This window comes from Bacillus paramobilis, assembly GCF_038096195.1.
GTDB classification, from domain to species: Bacteria; Bacillota; Bacilli; order Bacillales; family Bacillaceae_G; genus Bacillus_A; species Bacillus_A mobilis.
In genome coordinates this window covers 2,246,288-2,268,156 of sequence record NZ_CP151108.1, presented here as the reverse complement: position 1 = coordinate 2,268,156, position 21,869 = coordinate 2,246,288, and the positions used below count along the sequence as shown (strand labels likewise).

20 protein-coding genes are annotated in these 21,869 nt (G+C 34.3%); 4 read left to right on the top strand and 16 right to left on the bottom strand.

Going from position 1 to position 21,869, the window contains the following annotated elements:
• Positions 1–137 precede the first annotated feature (137 nt).
• The 7 genes from AABL52_RS11705 to AABL52_RS11675 all read right to left on the bottom strand — a co-directional run bounded on the left by AABL52_RS11705 (position 138) and on the right by AABL52_RS11675 (position 6,721).
• Positions 138–755 carry a uridine kinase family protein gene (locus tag AABL52_RS11705; RefSeq protein ID WP_341519448.1) on the bottom strand — a complete coding sequence of 206 codons (618 nt, stop codon included), beginning with the start codon at positions 753–755 and terminating at the stop codon, positions 138–140.
• A gap of 344 nt (positions 756–1,099) precedes the next feature.
• On the bottom strand, positions 1,100–1,504 hold the full coding sequence (gene arsC / locus AABL52_RS11700) for an arsenate reductase (thioredoxin) (RefSeq protein ID WP_097843177.1): 405 nt from the start codon (positions 1,502–1,504) through the stop codon (positions 1,100–1,102).
• Positions 1,505–1,541: 37 nt separating this feature from the next.
• On the bottom strand, positions 1,542–2,582 hold the full coding sequence (arsB, locus tag AABL52_RS11695) for an ACR3 family arsenite efflux transporter (protein WP_046954878.1): 1,041 nt from the start codon (positions 2,580–2,582) through the stop codon (positions 1,542–1,544).
• Positions 2,583–2,600: 18 nt separating this feature from the next.
• Complete coding sequence (locus AABL52_RS11690) at positions 2,601–3,038, bottom strand: ArsI/CadI family heavy metal resistance metalloenzyme (protein ID WP_098346762.1); 438 nt, start codon at positions 3,036–3,038, stop codon at positions 2,601–2,603.
• 60 nt (positions 3,039–3,098) lie between these two features.
• The gene (gene arsR, locus AABL52_RS11685; protein WP_000046014.1) at positions 3,099–3,404 is read right to left on the bottom strand and encodes an arsenical resistance operon transcriptional regulator ArsR; all 306 of its coding nucleotides are present in this window, start codon (positions 3,402–3,404) and stop codon (positions 3,099–3,101) included.
• Between the two features lie 469 nt (positions 3,405–3,873).
• On the bottom strand, positions 3,874–4,383 hold the full coding sequence (locus AABL52_RS11680) for a DinB family protein (RefSeq protein WP_341519447.1): 510 nt from the start codon (positions 4,381–4,383) through the stop codon (positions 3,874–3,876).
• 904 nt (positions 4,384–5,287) lie between these two features.
• A complete protein-coding gene (locus AABL52_RS11675) occupies positions 5,288–6,721 on the bottom strand; it encodes an IS4 family transposase (RefSeq protein WP_341519446.1) in 1,434 nt (477 codons plus the stop codon).
• A 200-nt stretch (positions 6,722–6,921) separates the two neighbouring features.
• Here AABL52_RS11675 and AABL52_RS11670 point away from each other — a divergent pair, with 200 nt between their 5' ends.
• Complete coding sequence (locus AABL52_RS11670) at positions 6,922–7,764, top strand: type II CAAX endopeptidase family protein (protein WP_087966744.1); 843 nt, start codon at positions 6,922–6,924, stop codon at positions 7,762–7,764.
• A 320-nt stretch (positions 7,765–8,084) separates the two neighbouring features.
• Here AABL52_RS11670 and AABL52_RS11665 read toward each other — a convergent pair whose 3' ends face one another.
• Positions 8,085–9,515 carry an IS4 family transposase gene (locus AABL52_RS11665; protein ID WP_341519445.1) on the bottom strand — a complete coding sequence of 477 codons (1,431 nt, stop codon included), beginning with the start codon at positions 9,513–9,515 and terminating at the stop codon, positions 8,085–8,087.
• A gap of 255 nt (positions 9,516–9,770) precedes the next feature.
• Between AABL52_RS11665 and AABL52_RS11660 the strand changes: the two genes are divergently transcribed.
• Entirely contained in the window at positions 9,771–10,355 is a 585-nt protein-coding gene (locus tag AABL52_RS11660) for a DUF7010 family protein (RefSeq protein ID WP_341519444.1), read from the top strand.
• 390 nt (positions 10,356–10,745) lie between these two features.
• Here AABL52_RS11660 and AABL52_RS11655 read toward each other — a convergent pair whose 3' ends face one another.
• The 5 genes from AABL52_RS11655 to AABL52_RS11635 all read right to left on the bottom strand — a co-directional run bounded on the left by AABL52_RS11655 (position 10,746) and on the right by AABL52_RS11635 (position 15,788).
• Complete coding sequence (locus tag AABL52_RS11655; protein ID WP_000052085.1) at positions 10,746–11,690, bottom strand: acetyl-CoA carboxylase carboxyltransferase subunit alpha; 945 nt, start codon at positions 11,688–11,690, stop codon at positions 10,746–10,748.
• 32 nt (positions 11,691–11,722) lie between these two features.
• Positions 11,723–12,169 (bottom strand): MarR family winged helix-turn-helix transcriptional regulator, encoded by a 447-nt coding sequence (locus tag AABL52_RS11650; protein ID WP_000817662.1) that lies wholly within the window; start codon positions 12,167–12,169, stop codon positions 11,723–11,725.
• A gap of 520 nt (positions 12,170–12,689) precedes the next feature.
• Positions 12,690–14,546, bottom strand: coding sequence for an alpha/beta fold hydrolase (locus AABL52_RS11645; protein ID WP_341519443.1), 1,857 nt, complete (start codon positions 14,544–14,546; stop codon positions 12,690–12,692).
• A gap of 58 nt (positions 14,547–14,604) precedes the next feature.
• Complete coding sequence (locus AABL52_RS11640) at positions 14,605–15,171, bottom strand: TetR/AcrR family transcriptional regulator (protein ID WP_063259541.1); 567 nt, start codon at positions 15,169–15,171, stop codon at positions 14,605–14,607.
• A 473-nt stretch (positions 15,172–15,644) separates the two neighbouring features.
• Entirely contained in the window at positions 15,645–15,788 is a 144-nt protein-coding gene (locus AABL52_RS11635; protein ID WP_002108101.1) for a hypothetical protein, read from the bottom strand.
• Positions 15,789–16,118: 330 nt separating this feature from the next.
• Between AABL52_RS11635 and AABL52_RS11630 the strand changes: the two genes are divergently transcribed.
• Both AABL52_RS11630 and AABL52_RS11625 read left to right on the top strand, forming a co-directional pair.
• Complete coding sequence (locus AABL52_RS11630; RefSeq protein ID WP_000659654.1) at positions 16,119–16,802, top strand: GntR family transcriptional regulator; 684 nt, start codon at positions 16,119–16,121, stop codon at positions 16,800–16,802.
• Positions 16,803–16,823: 21 nt separating this feature from the next.
• Positions 16,824–17,456, top strand: a complete 633-nt coding sequence (locus AABL52_RS11625) for a sterol desaturase family protein (protein ID WP_000770119.1) — start codon at positions 16,824–16,826, stop codon at positions 17,454–17,456.
• A gap of 613 nt (positions 17,457–18,069) precedes the next feature.
• Here the strand turns inward: AABL52_RS11625 and AABL52_RS11620 are convergent.
• Genes AABL52_RS11620 through AABL52_RS11610 form a run of 3 tightly spaced genes read right to left on the bottom strand, consistent with a single transcriptional unit; the run spans position 18,070 to position 21,825 of the window.
• The gene (locus AABL52_RS11620) at positions 18,070–19,173 is read right to left on the bottom strand and encodes a Ger(x)C family spore germination protein (protein WP_000824428.1); all 1,104 of its coding nucleotides are present in this window, start codon (positions 19,171–19,173) and stop codon (positions 18,070–18,072) included.
• A complete protein-coding gene (locus AABL52_RS11615; protein ID WP_033659858.1) occupies positions 19,170–20,273 on the bottom strand; it encodes a GerAB/ArcD/ProY family transporter in 1,104 nt (367 codons plus the stop codon). Before AABL52_RS11615 ends, AABL52_RS11620 begins: the two co-directional genes overlap by 4 nt.
• Positions 20,274–20,277: 4 nt before the next feature.
• Positions 20,278–21,825 (bottom strand): spore germination protein, encoded by a 1,548-nt coding sequence (locus tag AABL52_RS11610; RefSeq protein WP_064449518.1) that lies wholly within the window; start codon positions 21,823–21,825, stop codon positions 20,278–20,280.
• Positions 21,826–21,869 lie beyond the last annotated feature (44 nt).

Here is a 21,869-nt window from a genome sequence, read left to right as displayed (position 1 = left end):
AGGCTACTAAATCTTTTTAAAAATCTAGTTATTTCATAGTGAATGTATTATTGATTAAATAATACATTTGTTTAACACAAATACTAAATAAGAAAAACTAACCGTCATAATGCAATTAACAAATTGAGGATCTTCATTTAAACTTTATAAAACTCAAATGTATTTTTTTCTAAACATATTGTTTCATCAGAAGTTTTGATAATGATATCAAAACGCTGACTATACGAATGCATAAATACTTCATATTGAATCCGGCGTTCTTCATGAGACTGCCTTAAATAATTTATATCAGCTCCCCTTTCAGCTATATCCCGGCTTGATCTTCTCATTAGTTCCGTTTCACCATCTGTATAAAAATAAATTTTCAAATCAAATAAATTAGGATTAATAAATGCGGCGCTCATTCCTTCCACAATCGTTACTTTATTTTCCGAAGAAATCAACTCACTTTTCATATAATGCGTATCTATCGTATAAAAATCTAGCCCAGCTCTAACCATATGAATATCTCTCTCTAAAGCTCCCAAATGATGCGCCGCTGGATGACAAGCTGTCATTTTATAACGATGATTTTCATTTTGATATGTATAGTGAATCACTGCATGCTTGCGGATATCCGAACTAACAATGTAAGGATCTGTATTAATATAATTTACTTCATTTTGATTTAGTAGCTTTACGAGTCTATTAGTAAACGTCGTTTTTCCAGCTGCACCATGTCCTGAAATACCGATAACAATTTGTTCATCTCTCATCTTTAATCAATTTATGATTTCTTGTAACAACTTATCCATCATTCTCCCCCTTGCGCTAATATACTACCCTTTATTTTAATATCCAAAAATCCTTTTATCTAATTATACATAAAAAGGAAAAGATAGTGTGATTATTCATCATACCATCTCTAATTCTAAACAACTTTATGATCTTTTAAATGACTTTATTATTTGTGAACACCTACATGATTAAATACATTTCTAACTTTATAAATCCAATAGAATATCCTCTATTTTTCGGTAATTTATGCGAACCAATGCAGTCATGACTAATAAAAAAGAGCCAATCTCCTATACGATAGAAGATTGGCTCTTTCCTTTATTTACTCCCCTGTTTCAGAAAATCTCTTTATACGTTCTCCAATTTCATCGCGAACACGTTGAAATTCAGACCATTCTTTTCCTGCTGGGTCATCAAATCCCCAGTGAACACGATTTACGTGCGGAGGTGTCGAAGGACAAACAGAATCTGCATGACTACAAAGGGTAACGACTAAATCAGCATTATTTAAAATGTTTGAATCAATTATATCTGATGTTTGATTCGTTATATCAATATTTACTTCATTCATCGCTTTAATAGCATTTGGATTTACTCCGTGTGCTTCGATTCCTGCAGAATATACATTCCACTTATCACCTACATATTGTTTGCCCCATGCTTCTGCCATTTGGCTTCGGCATGAATTTCCTGTGCATAAGAAATAGATTGTCTTTTTGTTTTCCATGTTGTTTTCCATGTTGTTTTCCGCCTTTGTTTTTAAATTATACTGGTTGATCATTAAAATATTTACGCTTAAACCAAAAAGCGACGTTTACAAGCGCAATCATTACAGGTACTTCCACTAACGGCCCGATAACAGCTGCAAATGCTGCACCCGAATGAATACCAAACACACCAACTGCTACAGCAATTGCTAACTCAAAGTTATTACTACCTGCTGTAAATGCTAACGTTGTTGTCACCGGATAGTTTGCACCAATTTTTCTTCCCATAAAGAAAGAAACAAAAAACATTACAATAAAATAAATGAGTAATGGAATTGCTATTCTTACTACATCTAATGGTACGCTAACAATCATTTCCCCTTTTAAAGAGAACATAATGATGATTGTAAATAGTAATGCAAGTAATGTAAGTGGACTAATCTTCGGTATAAACACCTTTTCATACCATTGTCTTCCTTTTAACTTAACGAGTACAAAACGTGTTAACATACCTGCTATAAAAGGAATTCCCAAATAGATAAATACGGATTTCGCTACTTCTATCATTGTAATATCAACAATAGCCCCTTCAATCCCTAACCATTCTGGAATGACTGTTACAAACACGTATGCATAAACAGAGAAGAATAACATTTGGAATACTGAGTTAAAAGCCACTAAACCTGCTGCATACTCTTTATCCCCATCCGCAAGATCGTTCCAAACAATTACCATTGCTATACAACGTGCTAAACCAATCATAATGAGCCCGACCATGTATTCTGGCTTATCAGGAAGAAAAATAATTGCTAAAACAAACATAAGTACTGGTCCGATAATCCAGTTTTGTACTAAAGATAAAACCAATACTTTTACGTCTTTAAATACGCGGCCCATTTCCTCGTAACGAACTTTCGCTAATGGTGGATACATCATGACAATTAAACCAACAGCGAGCGGGATAGACGTTGTTCCAACTTGTAATGTATTTAGTCCGTCTACTACACTAGGAAACACAAACCCTAAACCAATCCCAACAGCCATAGCTAGAAAAATCCATAGTGTTAAATATCGATCTAGAAAAGATAAACGTTTCATTTTATTTTCCATCTCCTATTAACAACAAGAATTTTGTTCTACTACGTTAGAGGTCGTGCAACATGATGCCTCTTCTATTTTATGAACATCACTCTGTGCTTTTGTATAAAAGAATTCCCACTCGTTCCCATCAGGATCTGTTACCCAAAACTTATCTTGAACTGCATAGCAACAAGTCGTATCCATCTCATCACGCGCAAAGAAACCTTCTTTTTCTAATCTTTCTTTATGTAACGTAATTTCTTCAGCTGTATCCACTTGGAAACCGAAATGATTTACCTGATTTCCCTTCACTTCATCTCGTACGTTTAGCGTGAAGTTAAGTCCTGGCGTCTCTAATAAAAATTTTGCATAATCTACTTTCACCTTAACTGGTGACACACCAAATACCTTTTCGTAGAATTCAATAGACTTCTCTAAATCCGTAACATTTATACCGACATGAACATATCTCATAGCTTATTCCTCCTCTTTATATGTTATTAATCAATTTTTTTTGATTAATAACGCAAAATTTTAACAACAGCTACCTTTGCCTGTTTTTCTAAAGATACAGCATAATTCTTCTGATAATAAATTATTTACTTCCGCATCATTTAAATCATAATAACTCCACGTACCTTTTGTTTCTTTTACAATTAAACCTGCATCTAATAAAATCTTTAAATGATAGGACAATTTAGATTGCGTCATTTCAAAAATCTCTGTTAAATCACATACACAAGTCTGGCCTCGCTGGCAAAGTTCATACATAATCTCTAAACGCTTCTGATCCGCTAATGCTTTGAATTTTTTCTCATAGAGCTGAAAATCTTGTGCCATTTTAGTTCACTCTCCCTTCATCAATTTTTTTTGATGTTTATAGTATATACGCTGTTGAGTTCTATATGCAACTACTTCATCAATTTTTTTTGATTTATTTAAAAAACTTCCTCGCATCCTATCTTTGTTACAATATGTCCGGGGAATGGAGTCTCTATAACTGTTTTAAATTTTAATTTGACCATTTTAGAGTAGCGCCCCATCACCATCAAGCTAAGAAAAACAAATACCCCCAAATGAAAAAAATCGATATAACGCTTCGGCAAATAAAGATAACTCTTGTTTTTGGTGCATATTCATAAAAAGCACGTCACCCTTTCTCATTAACATAAGAGAATAGTAATGTGCTTTTAATTTCAAAAATAGACTAAATCCTTAAGTTGATGGTTGTGGGGCGGGACCCCAATAAGAACGGTATATAAGGTTGTATGAGAGGTGTTAGTTCCATTCCAAAGGCCTCACCCGACGATTAACTCAAGTACCGATTTCGGATGACCCCCATGTGATGAAGTTCGTGTCCTGCGATACCGTACGCGAGGGCGCGCACCGTAATGCTTAGGTCGTTGGCTGTGCCCTTGCGGGTCCACGCCTCCGCCGGTAGCCCGCGCAGCAATGTGATCGTTGATTGCCGTACGGCCCGGTAGTCTTCGGCCAATTGCTCGGTTGTCCAGCTTCCAAAAGGAGGCATGAACAATTCCTGATCGAAACCAGTCAGAGGCGTCTGGTCCCCTCTTGCGAACCGGAGCAGGCGGTAGGTCATGACACGTTCCGCATCTGCAATGTGGCCCACGACTTCTTTCAACGTCCATTTTCCTTCCGCATACCGATATGCGGCCTGGCTTTCGGTCAACGATGCCAGGAGCTCGGTCATTTGCTTTTCCTGGGCGAACAGAATATCGATGATGTTACCGTCCGGCACCAAACGGATATATTCGCCAGAGTTCCCGGCGTATTCTTCTTCTGACGGTCTTTGATTCATGCGTAGTCACCTCTTTATGTATATATAGAAAATTATAGCACTCGTCTATGTCTAATAAATTCTCGAAATGATAGAGCTTTCCTTCTAATAATTGAGGATAAGCAACTATTTAGTTTGTCGGTCGCCACACTATCCTGATTCGTTAGCACAATAAGCAATGCTAATCAATAATGCATAAAGTGAAACTTTAATCAGTGGGGGTTTTCTTCATCCCCCACTGATTATTAGTTGAACCAATCGGACTTTAATGGGCAGTTGATCCCCCACCTAACTTCTTTGCTTTCGCTGCATTTTGAGGTGGGGGTCTTACTGCCCATTAAAGCGGGATAAAAATTATCTGTTAAACAATATTTCGAAGTTATTAGTATATAAAGGTAACACCTTCTTTTTTAATTTAAAGATGGATTTTCAATTATATTTTGAAATGAATCGGAGTAAAACACACTAGTCTAACTACTTTTTTATACAAGAAGTTATACAAAAAAGAATAGCGAAGATCCCTAGAATTCCCGCTATATCAACATTGAAGTACCAGCAATCTTATTTATGGAAAAGGATTTTGAAAAAATAAAGACTTATATAGACAATTATTTTTCTAATAACCCATAAAGAAAATAAAAGTACAGTAAAAAGAAGTCCAATAAAAAACGAGTGGCGTAGAATATTTCTATTAATCATTCGTTTTTTATTATATTTACATATATTTTTTAAAAGAGGATTATAGACGTTCTGAAAAAAATTAATTATAACAAGAACAGTGTTCGTGCTACTAGGGGTAGCACCACATCACCATCAAGCTAAGGGTATCATGACGGTATATGCGAGTGTATTTTTTGGGAATTTCTACGACTACACTAAAAATGTGCATAACAAATAAACCTACCAAAAGGTGTTTTGAAAAATATTATGCGACTTTGAAACTCTTTAACAACGTACACTCATACATAACGCCGAGGATATCAAAGACTGTTTTCTTTTCGTAACGATGAGATTTCCGTCCGTTTTTCTCTAAAAGGTTGAACAGACGTAGGAAAATCTTTGATAATTCTTGGGTGCCCCTTTGTAATCCTTGGTAAAACAATAGATAATAATTCTTTATCATATAAATGGATTTGTATTCACTTAACTCTTTCTTTTTCTTATCCAAGAGTAACTGACGCATTTTAAACATAGTAGATGTACAGAGTAAAATGCTAATAAGTTGCCCATATAAATGGCATTCTAAGCGTTCCTTCTTAATTTCTTTGCACTTGTGAATTTGAAAGAAAGATTTCCATGTTTTGAACAAAATTTCAATTTGCCAGCGTAATGAATATAAATCATGGATATGTTTCGTTGGAACATTTTCTGCAGAAAGATTTGTAATATACACGTTGATTCCACTCAACCGTTTACTTCGTTCTTTGTAGGTAATACCTTTCTTTTTTTCTTTTTTGGCTTGTTCCTTCAATCTTTTCTCTGTTTGTTCCTTTGTTAATCGATGAATAATAACACGCGCTGGTAATTTTTGATACTGTCCAATGTATGCTTCTGAAATTTCTAGTGTTTGACCAGGGGGCAATTGATTCATGAGTTCTTCCATATCTAATTGAATATAGAGTGTTCCTTTCTTCACGGTCCCGTTTCGAAAATACTCTGGCTCATCATTCTTACGATAGATTCGAGAATTTAATTTCAAACGTGATACATAGTAAGCTCCTTTATCATGGATCTTCTGTAAGTCATGTAAGTCAAAATAGCCTAAATCTCTTATATACAAGTCTTTTGGTTGAATGGTTTTCAGGCTTTTTGAACCAAAGGTTTTATCATTTTCTCTTCCTTCTCCTACATAAACGTACAGGAACTTCCCACTCAATAAGTCATACTCCAATTGAATTTTGACACCGGCCGTATGACTACTTCCACCTGAACCTTGATAATGTGAAGAAAACCTATCTGGAAGCTGAAATGTTGTAGAATCTAGAATTCGAATGCGCTTAAATATCGTGGTATATTGATGAACTATTTCTTGTGTTGAATGAATTCTTTGGGTTAGAAGGTTAGCTAGAACTTGTTCAAGAAACTTTACTGCGGAAGCATTAAATCGTTGATTAAGTCCTTCAGGACTGATAAGAACACCTGTAGATACTTCTAGACAGCTACATAATTGCGTGAGTGATGTACTTGCGACTTGTTGACTAAGCCATACACATAAAGCAACTAACTCCTGTGCTTGATATTTACTCTTTCGCTGAACAAATCCTTTTTCTTTGGCTAGGAGTTCTAGATTATGAGGTGACATATGTCGTTGTAATTCTTCAGCAATCGGTTGAAGTTCGTCAAGAATTGAAAGATTCATAAAGAAACGCCATCCTTTCCTATAATTCTACAGAAATCACTTCATTGTTGCTGTATAGGTAGTGTAAAATCTTAGCTTAATATCAATCTAACGTGATCCAAAATGGCGGACAACCTACATCAGATAAAATACCAAAATATACCTTTAAAATGATATAATAAAATATAGAATACTATACATGAAACTACAGGAGGCTATTAATGGATAAAATTTTTGAACATATGAAAACCAGGTTTATTTTAATGTGGGCTATTATCTCTTTTGCAATAATGATGTTTATTTTGCCTTTATTATTCACAGAAATTCCTAAAGATGTAAAGTTGAATATTGCTCTTATTATTTCAATTTATGCTATTCCTATGTTTTGGATTGGTTTTAAATTTAAAAGATATAATATCTCGTTTAAAACTTACTTGTCAAAACCATCTTCCTTTTCTTTCAGAAAAATTTTTGCATCAGCAATTATGACTATGATTTTCGGGTTAGGTATGTTATTGCTAATCGTAATGGTATTCTCATTAATACCAAAGAGCACTTCGCTAGAGGATACAAACGAAATAATTAAAACACAAAGCATGTGGTTTGTTTTAATGAAAGCTATAACTCTTTCTTTCATTGCTCCTATCTGTGAAGAAATTTTGTTCAGAGGCTTTATTCTTAGTCGTTTTACATATAAATTCGGAATAAAAAAAGCAGTTATATTCTCTTCCATCTGCTTCGGTGTTTTGCATCTAAACAATGTATTTGGAACCACAATATTCGGGATTATTTCTTGTTTGATGTACTTAAAAACTAAAAGTTTATTCCCTTCTATAATAGCTCACATGGTAAATAATATAATTGTAGCTTCAAGAGATATCTTTTCTGCTTTAAAATCTACAACTACAAGCACATCTTCAGCACAACCTGAATTAACTATCATTCTTTTAATGTCTGTTGTGCTAATAACAATTGGATTAATGTGGATTATTCCTTTTATTAGAAGACATTCTGAACTATTAAGATATGATAGTTTACCGCCTTTAAAGTACACCACAACCTAATTAAATTTGTTATGGTGTATAAAAATAGTAATAGAGGTTTTGAGTAGTAAACGTAATCACTTGTAATACAGAAAAGGATAGATAAGGATAAAATCCCTTTATCTATCCTTTTCTCTCATATATTATGTGAAGGATTTTTTTGTTTTGGGGTTAATTTGTTTTCTTAGGTTGATGGGCATGTGGTGGGACCCCATCGCTATCAAGCTAAGCTCATACAACGTCAATTAAAGTAGTGGTTGTTTCTTTTTTATAAAATTTATGTGTAGGGAACCTAAAGATCTGCACATGAAATAAACCCTAACGGGTTTCACTTTTTTGAATTAAGCCGCTTGATTATCAGACATGGTACAATTGTAAACGACACCTAATATATCAAAGACTGTTTTCTTCTCATATCGATGAGATTTTCTCCCGTTTTGCCGTAGGAGGTTGAACAGGCGAATTAGAATCTTTGATAGCTCATGGGTGTCTTTCTGTATTGCTTGGAAAAGAAGAAGAAAGTAATCTTTAATCATATATATGGCCTTATATTCACTCAGTTCTCGTTTCTTTTTCATAAGAAGCAATTGCCGCATTTGAAACATGGTAGAAGAACAAAGTAAAATGGCAATCAGTTGCCCATACAAATGGCATTCCAATCGTTCTCGTTTTATCTTTTTACAATGATGAATATGAAAGAATGATTTCCACGTTTTAAATAAAATCTCGATTTGCCAACGTAAAGAATACCAATCATGTACTTGTCCCATCGGGACAATATCTATAGGGGTATTTGTCATATATACATTGATACCGCTAAGTCGTTTACTACGAGCAGAATACTTCATTCCTTTCTTTTTTTCTCTTACAGTTTGATCGTGTAAGCGTTTTTGTTGCTGTTCTTCTGTAAGTCGATGAACAATGACACGAGTTGGGACTTTATCAGTCATTCCTACATAAGCGTTGGATATTTCGCATGTTTGTCCTGGCTGAAGAGAGTTCATTAAAAACTCCATATCTATCTGGATATACTCTGTACTTTTCTTAATTCTTCCATCTCGAAAATAATCAGGGTTAGGATTTTTTTGATAAATACGTGTATTCGATTTGATACGTGATATATAATAAGCCTTTTTATCTTGTATATGTTGAAGATCTTTTAAATGAAAATAACCTAAATCTCGGATACATAAATCATTCGCTGTTACAGTTGGGGCACACAGGGAACCGTAGGTTCGATCATGTTGTTTACCTGGACCTGTATGAATATGAAGGAATTGTCCACTTAATAAATCATACTCAAGCTGTATCTTTACTCCCGCTGTATGGCTACATCCTCCCGCACCAGGATATATTGATGAAAATATATCCGGAAGTTGAAATGCAGTTGAATCTAAAATACGAATACGCTTGAAAACAGGAGTATATGGATAAGAAATCGGCATAGATGAGGTCAGTTTTTGGTTTAGTAGTTCAGCTAATAGGTGTTGTAAAAATTGAACAGCCGCTTTATTAAATCGTTGATTCAAGCCCTCAGGGCTGATGAGTACTTCTGTTGATGCTTCTAAACAGCTAGATAACTGAGTTAAAGAAGTCATAGCTACATTTTGGTTCACCCATACACATAAAGCTATTAAATCTTTTGCTTGATACTTACTGGCTCGTTGTACAAAACCAACATCTCTAGCAAGATCCCGTAAGGTATTTGGAGATAAAAAACTTTGAATCTCTTGAGCAAATAGTTGTAATTCGTCAGACACAGAAACAGACACAAAAAACGCCATCCTTTCCTATGATTCTACAGAAAGAATAGCGTATTTTTTCATTTGAAGGAAATTTAATTTTGTTAGCTTGATAGCGATGAGCACTAGCCCCTAAACCTCTAGCCAGCACCTACACCAAAAAACAAGGAAGGAACTCTTAAATACTTGCTAGAATTTTAAATGAACAGATATTGCAAAATCACTTGAAATGACGCCACAAAAATGCCATTTAATGGTGGGGAAATTTAATTGAGGAGGGAAACTGTGAGAATACCTTTTGTACCTAAAAATGTTGAGATTAGTCAGGATCGCTATGATTTTATTAAAGAATACCGAGGCGGAGGATTTATGTTAATTGCAGGTGCTGTTTTTTGGTTATTAGCATTTATATTAACTTATGCATTACCTAAAGTAGCAGTAGTAGAGTTTTATATATGGGGTGGATTGCTTATTCCTATAATTGGAGTAGCTTTATTTAAAGTGATGAAAATGTCTGCAAAACCTAATCAGTATTCATCATTGGTCGCATTTTCCTCCGGTGTCGTAGTTGTTTGTATCCCAGTATTGCTTCTCGTTAAAGAACTGAATGTAGATATGTTACTTCCCGTAATATGTATTATAAATGCCGCCCATTTTCTCATTCTTTGCTGGGTTCATTTAGATTATTTATATTTCATACTTGTTATATTGGGAGCTTCACTTGGGTGCCTTTTTATTTATACTCTACCAAGCTCCCAAGTACATTACCTTGCATTAATTTGGGGATTAATTTCTTTAATAACTGGAGCTATTACTCATTATTCTACTCAACAGCCTTTAAAGGGATATGACTTTTCCATCAAAGGATAAATCCAGCAACCGGTTTTATTAATTAATAATTGTCAAGAAATAAAAAATTCGTTTTGGGGGTTCTTTAAAATATTAGCTTGATAGGCATGGGGTCCCACCACATTGCCATCAACCTAAGATTTTGAGATACCCCCCATAACAAAATTCCCGCATCTTTACAGTTATTTATGAGAATTCAGCTCATTTTTTCGTTTTGGGGAACAATCAATTTCTTAAGTTGATGGGTATGTGATAATGCTTCCATTTGAACAAATTTTCCTTTTCCATACCGATCACACATCTTTTGTAGAGTAATAGTATCAGCATATCCCAGTTCAAGAGGTTACTCGCAAAATATTTAGAATTTTTTTGCGAGAATCCTCCGAAATGTAATACGGACTTTAAATATTTTCATTTATAATTCTCTATTTGTCTATACTTTTCATACCGCTGTTGTATAAGCTCTTCCGAGGATAATAGTATCAATTTTTTTAGAGATGATTCGATTACAGATTCAATCATTTTTGCCTGTGATTTTATATCATTTTGTGCTCCACCTTTAATTTCAGGAATGATTTCATCAATAATTCCTAAATGTTTTAAATCTTTTGCTGAAATTTTCATATGTTCAGCAGCTTCTGGAGCATACTTAGCGTCCTTCCATAGGATAGATGCTGCTCCTTCTGGCGAAATTACCGAGTACCATGAATACTCTAACATATGGATATGGTTACCGACACTAATGCCAAGAGCTCCACCACTTGATGCCTCTCCAATTACAATACAAACAATTGGCACTTTAAGTGTAGTCATTTCAAATAGATTTCGAGCTATCGCTTCAGAAATTCCACGTTCTTCAGACCCTATCCCTGGATAGGCGCCTATTGTATCAATAAATGTAATAATAGGACGATTAAATTTATCAGCTTGTTTCATAAGCCTTAGCGCTTTTCTATAACCTTCTGGATGTGCCATTCCAAAATTTCTTTCTATACTTTCCTTTGTATTTCTACCTCTTTGATGACCAATAACCGTAACGGGCATTCCTTTAAATTTTGCAATACCACCTATCATTGCTTTATCATCACCATATAATCGATCACCATGAAGTTCGAGAAAGTTTGTAAACAATAAAGGTATATAGTCCAACGTCGTGGGTCGGTTACGTAGCCTTGCAATTTGAACTCGTTGAAAAGGTGTAATATTAGAATAAATTTTATCTTGCATTTTATTTAAACGTTTTTCTAATTCATGAATTTCTGACGATAAATCTACATTATTTTCTTTCATTATTTTCTTTAATTCATCAAATTTCTCTTTTAATTCAATAATAGGACGTTCAAAATGCAAACTCATTTTATCCTCCAAATGTTATGATTTACCTCACTCTAATCAAAAGGCTTAGAAATAGAATCAATAAATAATTCAAAACCATCCACAACTATTTTTTGTTCTGATTCTGATAAATTATTGAGAATACTTTGATAAAATGTAATGGATTGCTCCCTTAAACAATTAACAGTTATGTGACCTTTTTCTGTGAGGTGCAGAAAAAGTTCTCTTCTATTTTTTTCATTTACTTCACGATAAATAAGCCCCTTTTTTACTAACTTATCTACCAATCTACTTACAGTTGAAGTCTCTAATCTAAGTTTATTGGATAGTTGCCAAACAGTTAGTTTTTCCACCTCTAGTTCCTCTAACGCCATCATTTGAGAAGTTGGTAAAGGTTTTTCAAATGGTCCATTGGGCAAATTTTGAGATTCAAAAACCCCAGTTATTATAATCATTTTCTTAATATCTGTTCTTAGTTTTAAGGCATCTTCTCTTTTCAAAAAGGTCACCCTCCTATAACTAATGTATCATACATCAATTGTATTATACATGAATATGATTTTTTCACAAGCTTAACGTAAGCCAATATTACAACATGGACGAGATATTTCTTCTTGTTAAAATGGTATAAGTGGATTGTTTTCTACAAATGGCAGAACATCAATTATGTATCAGGGGCCTTTATGAGGTACCGCTCATCGCAATCAAGCTAAGAAAATAAAACTACCCCAAAAACGAAATTTTGTGATAACTTGTGACAAAAAACTCATAATTTTGGAGGGGGGAATTCTAAATTCTTAAGTTGATGGGCATGTGGTAGCACCACATCGCCATCAAGCTAAAATTTTATAGCACCCCCAGAACGAAATTTTGTACTATCTTGTAACAAAATGCTCATTTTTTCGTTTTGAGGTATTTGCGTTTCTTAGTCTGATAGTGATGGGGTGGGCCCCCACACAGTACGATTTTATTTCAAAGACACAACGATCTTACTACAAACTTTTTATTTATCCCACACTCTCATCTGCTAGTATTACTATTTTTTATTACTAATGTTGCCGTTTCACTCGGATGGCTAAGAGGAAAATGATGGCCATATGGAACAAAATCAACCTTACCAAGATGCGATGGAGCAGAATAGCCTCTGTCATAATCCCCCCAAATAATGTGAAGATTATACTTTGTTACTTCATTAAAATCACCTTGATCGTTTTTCAGTAGTAAACTGTTAAGCTGAACCGTAGTATTTAAAATTCTAGGAGAAGTAAAACTGTTACTTATTTTTTCGATATAATGTTCAGGGATGCTCTCCATACTTTCAAACAAACCATTACTTAATAAATAACGCCCTATCAAATTAGTAGTTGCCAATTTTAATGTCCATTTGTTCATAAATTGGGGAACATTTAGCGATTTAGCATTTTTTTTAGCAACAGGTGGCTGAAGTAAAGTGATTGAATACTTCTTATCTATGTACTCTTGTACCAATGCTTCCAGAAGAATAAACGCACCGAATGAATGGCCAATTAGATGTGCACCATTAGTAGCTTTCTCCAATAACTTTTTCACTACATTCAAATAGATATCTAGAAGATTTTTCTCTTGTTTAAAAGGAGAACGTCCCAAACCTGGAAGATCCAAGATCCATACCGGTTGACCAGTTTTTTCATGAAGCTCTTGTGCTAAAGGAAATAAATCCTCTCCATCACTCAATAAACCATGTAATAAAATAAACGGTTTACCCTCTCCTTGTAATTGGTAAAGGGTAGTGTTATCGCATAATGTTCGTTTAAATAAATGATTATGCTGGCCATTTTGATACATCATTCGATAATCCAGATCAGCTACTACGGCAGGGAAAAATTTCATTACACTCGTCTTCTTAAACCAATCTCCTCCCATAATTTTTTTCGCTGAAACATTTGAAAATTTTCGTTTTGTAATAAAATTCAGTCCATCAGAAGGAATTTTTGTTATTTTACTTACTCCACTATTCATAATTGCTTTCATAAGTGGCATTGGGACAGAGATTTTTGGTGCCCTCATATTCATACTTTCCGACATAATACTTAATAATTCAGCAATGTTCTGATCGTGCTGTTTGTCTTCAACAAGTGTATATGTTTGAATAGTCGGTTGCTCCAATCTGAAAACCTGCACAATAAACTTCGCAAGCTCATCGTTTGAAATAAGTGGTAACCTATATCCCTTACCTCCAGGAATCACTGGCATGAGCCCTCTTCGCATACTCATCACAAGCAAACCTAATCCTGCTATCTGCTCTGTACTCCCAGTTTTACTACTACCGACTACAGTTGGCGGATTAATTACAGAAAGCGGATAACCTACTGCTGATGCCTGGTGACGGATATAAAGATCTGCTAAAAATTTTGTTCTCTCATATGGATTTTTCATTTTCAAATAATTGTTTCCTTCTTTAAACACATCAATTGCAATCTTGCTATTTTTATCATCAAAGGGACTCATATAACCTACAACATGAATAAATTGTTGCAAGCCCTTCAATTGATGAATGCTTTTAGCTAATTCACTAATATGTTTGGCGCCATTTAAAAATACGGAAGCTGCCTCTTTACTTGTCGCTTGAATATCCATGGGGCCTCCTGCGTGAATAATCACATCCGTTTTCAATACGCTCTCCTTATCTTCAGCACTTAGACCTAAATCTATTTTCGTCAAATCACCTTCAATAAAGTGCATAACTTCCTTTTTTAAGATGCCTCTTTCTTGAAAAAGGCGTGTTGCTTTACTTTTCGACCTCACTAAAAGAAGAATTTTAACATCCTCTTTGGCTAATTCTTTCACTAATTGTTTTCCAATAAAGCCTGTTCCACCAATTAAAAATACTGTTCTCATATAAAATCTCCTTTTTAGTACTATTCAGTACTAATTTGATGTAAAAAAAAAGCTTCTTTTATCGAAGCAATTTTAAAAAATGATCTGCTGTTTTCGTAATTACAGTTGCATCCTTCAATGTTTCTGAAATAAATAACGCTCCTTCAAGATTTGTAATAAAAAGTGATGCAACCTCATCAATATTAATCGTATTTCTGAATTCTCCATTCTCTACCCCTTGTTTAAGTAATAGAGAAACTTTCTTTTGTAATCCTGTAAAAAAAAGACCTATTTTTTCTTTTATTTGCGTGGCCTGTTTAGGACTTTGAATATAAAGAGTAATAAATGGACAGCTCCCCTTATACTCTCTCGACTGAACTCCTTGTGATAATTGCTTTAAAAACAGTTGGATACGATCTTCAACTAAAAATTGAGTCTGAGAAAGTACGTCATCAATTGCAGATTGATACATTTCAATCCAATAATCAACGACCCCTTCTAATAATACTTCCTTATTAGAAAAGTGATAATACACATTAGACTTTGAAACTTTGCTTACACGTACTAATTCATCCATACTTGTATAAGCAAACCCTTTTTCTAAAAATAATGTTGCAGCTACTTCAATCACACGTTTTTGATTCATTAATTTTACCTTTGTCATAATTAGAACTATATAGTACTAATTTAAATATTGCAAGTATTTATGTTAATTTAGAAAAAAGTTTGATTAAAAAAGTTCCACTAACATTGATTTTACTGCAAAAAAATCTTATTTTGAATAAAGTTGAACTGAACCCCGAAATTGTTCATTCACTATCGTCTAATAAGGGTCACCATACATGCCCATCAACTTAAGAAAAAGAAATGCCCCCAAAACGAAAAAATGAGCGGCTTCTCAGAATAGCTATCTGTAGAGAAAGAAAATTTTAATTTAGGGGGATATGAAAGTATTAGCTTGATGGTGATGGGGTGCTCCCCCATCGCTATCAAGCTAATATTCTGAAGTACGCCCAAAATGGGAATTTTATATTTCTATGGTTAATTAGATCTTAGTTATTTTAGGATTCCTAAATTTCCTCAGTCCAATTTAGAAGTTCTTTTCAAAAAATAGGGTTCTTAAGATAAGTATCTTAAGAACCCTATTTTTTGATTTAGCATGGAAAGTATAATCTTTTCTAATTCAGCTTTATTTAAAACATCCTCAATAATTACAACTTGATAGGCATTGTCCTTTCCTTTTGCAGGAACAATTATTTTCATCCCCTTTATATTCCTTCCAGTTCATAATTCTCTATCTTGTCATTGTCATTAATCATAAATAAAATGGATCTTCTCCTGGTTCTATAGTGATGGGTTTTTCCTTGTTCTAAAATAGCGAATTGATAAATGAATTTTCTTAAAATTAAAGAAATTGAGCGCGAAAGCAATGAAAATAAACTATTCTTTTCATAGAAATATATAGAAAGTTCGACAATCCTAATTATAAAAATTCACTCCTTTATAATTGACGGAAAATTCAAATTCATTATATAATTTTGGTATTACCAATGTCTTCAACATGTATTACCATAAAATAAAGGAGACGATGACTTGAAAGAAAAGGAACGCACCTCAGATAAAATTGTGAACGAATTAATTAAATCCATATTGGCCGGTGTTTATTCTATAGGAAGCACTTTACCGCCAGAAAGAGAGCTTGCGAAAGAATTTGGTGTTGGTCGCCCAACTATTCGTGAGGCGCTTCAACGTTTAGGAAGAAGTGGATGGATAACAGGGAGAAAAGGAATGCCATCGATTATTAATGATTATTGGAGCAATGGTAATCTAACGACACTTATTAATATTGTTGAGAATCATCATACCATTACAGATGAATTTATTATGTATTTATTAGAATTTAGAAGTTCGTTGACTCCGACTTATATTCGTAATGCTGTTACGTTTAATCAACCTAAAGTGGTTGCTCTCCTTGCTAATCTTGAGCAACTTGAAGATAGTGCAGAAAGCTATGCAGCATTTGATTGGGATTTGCAAAAAAGGTGTGCTGGGCTTGCTGCCAATCCAATCTTTCTACTCATTTTAAATAGCTTTGATTCCATTTATGTAGATATGGCAAAAAGGTATTTTTCTGTAAAAGATCATCGTGAGTTATCCTTCCACTATTATCACGATTTATTAAAAGCTGCATTAAAGGGAGATGCGATTGAAGCAGAAAGATTGTGTAAGACAACATTGGAGAAAAGCTTGGCTCTTTGGAAAGATAGAAAAAAATAAAGAAAGCTGGAGGCGTGAAAAATGAAACTAAAATATTTTAAAGAATATTTTTCCTATCCTGATATTTTGATTATGAGCTGTCTTTTCCTCACTAGCTTTGGATTTATGATTTTACATTTAACCTCTATCGGAATTTGGGGTGCTTTTATTTTGGGAATGATTATGTATTCCTTAGCTGAGTACGCTACTCACAGGTTTATTTTTCATCTAAAGCCACCAAAGAATGCATTTTTATTAAAAACGCTTAAGCGCCTACATTATGACCATCATACAAATCCGAATGAATTACATTTATTATTTTTACCCTTATGGTATAGTGTGCCAAACATTGCAATTTCAGGAGCGATTTTTTATTTTCTTTCATCCAGCTTTGTCATGACAAACGCATTTATTGCAGGTATTATGCTCTTTTTATTATTTTATGAGTGGAAGCATTATATCGCGCATCGCCCCCTTCAACCAATATCACCATGGGGGCGATGGATGAAAAAAGTTCATTTATGGCATCACTTCAAAAATGAAAATTACTGGTATGGTGTTACGAATCCAGCCTATGATTTTCTCATGGGAACCTTTAAAGACCAAAAAGATGTTGCCCAAAGTAAAACTGCTAAAGACCTAGAGAAACGTGGTGACCAGAAAATAGAATTATAAAAATAATCCATTGTCATCATCCTGGAAATGTTGAATGAATTTTGCAGATTCGACATTTCCCAGGGAGTGGCAGGCATTTTTTCCTATTGAGTAGTACGCATGGTAATAGATTGCGTAAGGATCTTTTGAAAGTTTGTTCTGATCATTTACGAATTTATGTTCTTTTTAGAGGTATTTGTTGGAATGTCTATTGATCAATGAAAGATGAATGTGAAAATAAAAAAGAACTCTTTCATCTGTTGAGGAGTTCTTTTCATATAAATTACGATTGGGGTACCGTCACATCACCATCAAGCTAAGAAATGCAAATACCCCCAAAACGAAAAATAAGCTGCCTTCTGTCAAAAATACACGAAATTTTTAGCTTGAGGTGTTATAAAATTTTTAAGTTGATAGGTAGGGGCAATACCCCATCGCCATCACCTTAAGAATTCAGAATTACCCCAAGACGAAAAAATGAGCGTTTTTGTTACAAGTTAACACAAAATTTCGTTCTGGGGGTACTATAAAATTTAAGGTTCATAGCGATGTGACGGTACTCCTATTAAAGACATTTCTCCTTCTAAAGTAGACAGTACTTGCAATCTTAGTACGAATCACAGTTGAATTCATGTTACTTAATCGTACCCATTCCGGAAATTTTAATGTTAACCTTGACGTTGACATCGCCTTTTGCTAATTCGTTATTCCATTTATTTTGGACTTTTTTCCATTCTGGATATGTGTAAGTTCTTGCATATCTCCCAAGCCCAATAGGATCAATATTGGCAGTTTGTATTTTCTTTATTAATTGTTTGAAATCAGCTTCCAGCTTAGTTTCGATCGCCTTTTGTAATTTTGCTGCATCCTTTCTTGTATTGAACGAAAAAAGCCGTTCTGTAATGCCGACCCTCATCTTTATATCTGTATTAAATATAAACTTATTATCATATCTTACCTTTGTCTTTACTTTAATATTATATGCAGTAAAACTTATCCAATCTTTATCCTGGCTATTCGACTTTAGTTTAATTGCAATTGTAAATGGAAAATCGCCTGTAGTTCTTTGTTGCAGAATGCGTAATAATTTATTTTCATCGTATTTTAGTGTTAGTTTATACCGTCCTTTTTCATCTAGCAAAGCTGTACCTGTCACAAATATTTTTTTCGTTTTTTTCATCTCAGTCATATTTGCTGTTAACCCTTTGTCTGCTATTTGTTCATGTAGTTCTTGAAGATTTGTTTTTACTGTTATATTTCTTAAAGAGGCGGTATCAACTAGTTTTGTTAAATATAGAGGAAGACGCGGCTTATCATTTGGATTATAATAGATGACGTCTGAAACAGGTCCATCTACAGCAACAACCCTTGTGGTAACTGTATTTTTGGGATCTCGGTAAAATGGATCGAGATATTTCATCCAATTTTTTTGTTTCAGTAACCGTTTTCCAACTAAAATAACCTGTGTTTTGCTTCCCGAGGTAAGTGCCATAACAGTAGCATCAAATTGGTCTCTAGATTTTCGAACCGTAGCAGATTTTACAACAGTAGTTTCTTCTTTTACTTTTGCTTCTTTATTAAAAACAGGGCTTGATATATACACTAATAAATTATCATTACGATCTAAATCAATACCAAGAACAAGAGTAAGAGAAACGTCTTCAACATTTGTTTGATCAAAGCATCCAGTCATCATGAATACCGATAACAAAATACAACACAGTACTTTTCTTTTCAATGTATCCTCCCCTGGCGAAACTTCTCATATAGACAGCAGTACAGCCATAAAATGATAGGTAATATATAGGTTAATCCTAATCCAGCATTCGATAATACCTGTTGCCAAATTTCGGCTTCATTCCAACTAGGATGAGTCCAAAATATGAATCCGATAATGAGCAATAAGAGAATTACTACATGAGAGCTATGGTCTTGTTTTCCAAGTAATTGGCTTGAACAAAATACAGCGCAATATATGGTGGGAATCCATGCTGTGGAAACAACGGGTAAGTAAAGAGCCAATAAAATCATGTCAAAACGTTCTAAAAAACGAAACTCAATTACTTTAAGTAAATTTAGTACTGGTTGGTTAAATTGCGTAATGCTATCAGGGCTAAAATAGGCAAAGCAAACAAAAGTAGCAAATAAATAAAATAACATCGTTAAAGTATTTGCAATAACCATTCCATGGACTGCATACTGTTTTTTTTGTAAAAAGGGATATAAAAAGAACGCAATATCAAATCCTAAATAAGCAAAAATAGTGGTCGGTACAGCTGTAAATATAGGTTTCCACCCATCTTTTAAGAGCGGAAAGAATGGCATCCAACTTCCGTTCTCTTTAAGAGGTATCAAGAAAAATAACGGAATCCAAAGCATCGTATAAAAAGTAAGTTCGGAGTACCGCCCTATAATACGAGGGCCGTTACGTGCGACAAGAAAGGTAGGAATCGAAAACAAAAAGATAACGAGATAGTCAGGCGTTTTTGGAAGAAGCCATCCCTTAAGATAAAGCATAGCGTTCACAAGAACTACACAAGAATAAAAAGAGAAGTACATCATGTAAATAACAACGAATGCTCTCCCTACTATTTTTCCAAACAATCGTATAAGAATGTCATAAATCGTGTCCTCGGGATATCTTGCAGCAGTTTTGACTATAAATACACCTGATATTGTGGAGAATATCCAACCAATCAATATAGCTATCCATCCATCTGTTCCGGCTTTTTCTGCAAGCACACGGGGAAGCGATAAAACGCCAGTGGCCACCTGCATTCCATTGATTAAAACAATATACTGCATAAGAGAGATTTCATTATAAGCATACTTTTTCATAATTTCACCTTTTATTACGATTCTTTCCTTGTCGAATAGATTGAATGGTTCCATTCCCCTTAGGACGCCTTCTTATTGTCCATAAAGGAAAGCGTACAAAAGCATCTTTCATATCTGCAAAACGAAAGGGTGCTAATGGTGTTCCGTAAGAAGTACCTAGCGATTTAAGACTACTTAGATGCCCAATTAAAGTCATCCACCCGATAACAAGTCCTACAATTCCAAATAAGGCAGCTGCTAGCATCATTGGAAAACGTAAAAGTCTTACTGCCGCTCCCATATCATAGTTAGGAATAACAAAAGAAGAGATGGCGGTAACAGCGACAACAATAATCATAATATTGCTTACAATTCCCGCCTGAACAGCCGCCTGACCAATGACAATACCACCTACAATTCCAACTGTCTGACCAATCGGAGTAGGTATCCGTAAAGCCCCTTCTCTCATCGTTTCCAATGTTATTTCCATAAGTAATGCTTCCATAACTGGAGAAAAGGGTACACGCGTTCTTGATTCAGCAATAGATAAATATAGCTCTACAGGAATAACTTCAAAATTAAAGGAAATAAACGCAACATAACTCGCCGGCAGAAATAAAGCAACCATAAAGGCGATAAAACGAAGCAACCGAATAGACGAAGCAACTAACCACCTTGTACCGTAATCATCAACTCCTTGAAAAAAGGAAATAAAATTTGTTGGAGTAATTAATACATTAGGTGAATGATCCATTACAGTTACAAATCTGCCCTGTAAAATGTGAGATACAGCCAAATCAGGTCTTTCAGTTAATATAAATTGCGGAAACGGCGAGTAAGGGTGATCTTCAATGAATTCTATAAGTTCGCCATTACTAGTCACAGCGTCGATTGTAATATTTTGAATTCGTGTTTCTAATTCCTTCAGCACATCTTCAGAAGCTACATCTTTCAAATATAAAATAGAAATTTTGGTTTTGCTTCGTACACCAATTACTATTTCTTTTATCGCTAATTCACGATGAGGAATATATCTTCGAATCATTGCGATATTTTGACTTCCAGTTTCTATGAATGCTTGATGTGCACCCTTTAGAGCTATTTCGTTATGTGCATCTTCAACACTTCTTTGTGGCCATCCTTTTGTATCCAATTGATGTGCTGTTGTTCGACTGTGGATTAATAAAACACTATCTCCCCCATAAATAGCATTTTCAATCTGACTCAATGTATTAATAATTTTAATTTGTCCTAATGGAATTGGAAGTTCTGTATTGGTATCAAAATCACTATTCATCAAAGGACTTAGGACATGATTCTGAATCAATTCTTTATCTGTTAATCCAGACAAATATACTAAAGCTGCTTCTAATCCATCTACTGTTATTTGAAACCGCCGAATTACTAAATCAGGCGCTTGACGAAATATATTCTGAATATCAGCTATGTTTTTGGTTAAATCAGCGTCTAAGAGGGCATCTTCAATATTTTTTTCCTGAAAATGAGTATTGTCTAGTATTGGAAATGACTTAGGATTATCTCTATATTTTAAACGCCTCAAAAATTTAGCCATGATTCTCTCACTTTCTATGTACTTTTTATAGTATGTTTAGTATG

What these genes read in the sequence shown, in the direction of transcription:
- AABL52_RS11705 (WP_341519448.1), bottom strand. Translation starts at nt 755, where the DNA reads ATGAGAGATGAACAAATTGTTATCGGTATTTCAGGACATGGTGCAGCT.
- arsC (WP_097843177.1), bottom strand. Translation starts at nt 1,504, where the DNA reads ATGGAAAACAAAAAGACAATCTATTTCTTATGCACAGGAAATTCATGC.
- arsB (WP_046954878.1), bottom strand. Translation starts at nt 2,582, where the DNA reads ATGAAACGTTTATCTTTTCTAGATCGATATTTAACACTATGGATTTTT.
- AABL52_RS11690 (WP_098346762.1), bottom strand. Translation starts at nt 3,038, where the DNA reads ATGAGATATGTTCATGTCGGTATAAATGTTACGGATTTAGAGAAGTCT.
- arsR (WP_000046014.1), bottom strand. Translation starts at nt 3,404, where the DNA reads ATGGCACAAGATTTTCAGCTCTATGAGAAAAAATTCAAAGCATTAGCG.
- AABL52_RS11680 (WP_341519447.1), bottom strand. Translation starts at nt 4,383, where the DNA reads ATGAATCAAAGACCGTCAGAAGAAGAATACGCCGGGAACTCTGGCGAA.
- AABL52_RS11675 (WP_341519446.1), bottom strand. Translation starts at nt 6,721, where the DNA reads ATGAATCTTTCAATTCTTGACGAACTTCAACCGATTGCTGAAGAATTA.
- AABL52_RS11670 (WP_087966744.1), top strand. Translation starts at nt 6,922, where the DNA reads ATGGATAAAATTTTTGAACATATGAAAACCAGGTTTATTTTAATGTGG.
- AABL52_RS11655 (WP_000052085.1), bottom strand. Translation starts at nt 11,690, where the DNA reads ATGAGTTTGCATTTTGAACGTCCTATTATTGAATTAAAAGAGAAATTT.
- AABL52_RS11645 (WP_341519443.1), bottom strand. Translation starts at nt 14,546, where the DNA reads ATGAGAACAGTATTTTTAATTGGTGGAACAGGCTTTATTGGAAAACAA.
- AABL52_RS11640 (WP_063259541.1), bottom strand. Translation starts at nt 15,171, where the DNA reads ATGAATCAAAAACGTGTGATTGAAGTAGCTGCAACATTATTTTTAGAA.
- AABL52_RS11635 (WP_002108101.1), bottom strand. Translation starts at nt 15,788, where the DNA reads ATGAAAATAATTGTTCCTGCAAAAGGAAAGGACAATGCCTATCAAGTT.
- AABL52_RS11625 (WP_000770119.1), top strand. Translation starts at nt 16,824, where the DNA reads ATGAAACTAAAATATTTTAAAGAATATTTTTCCTATCCTGATATTTTG.
- AABL52_RS11615 (WP_033659858.1), bottom strand. Translation starts at nt 20,273, where the DNA reads ATGAAAAAGTATGCTTATAATGAAATCTCTCTTATGCAGTATATTGTT.
- AABL52_RS11610 (WP_064449518.1), bottom strand. Translation starts at nt 21,825, where the DNA reads ATGGCTAAATTTTTGAGGCGTTTAAAATATAGAGATAATCCTAAGTCA.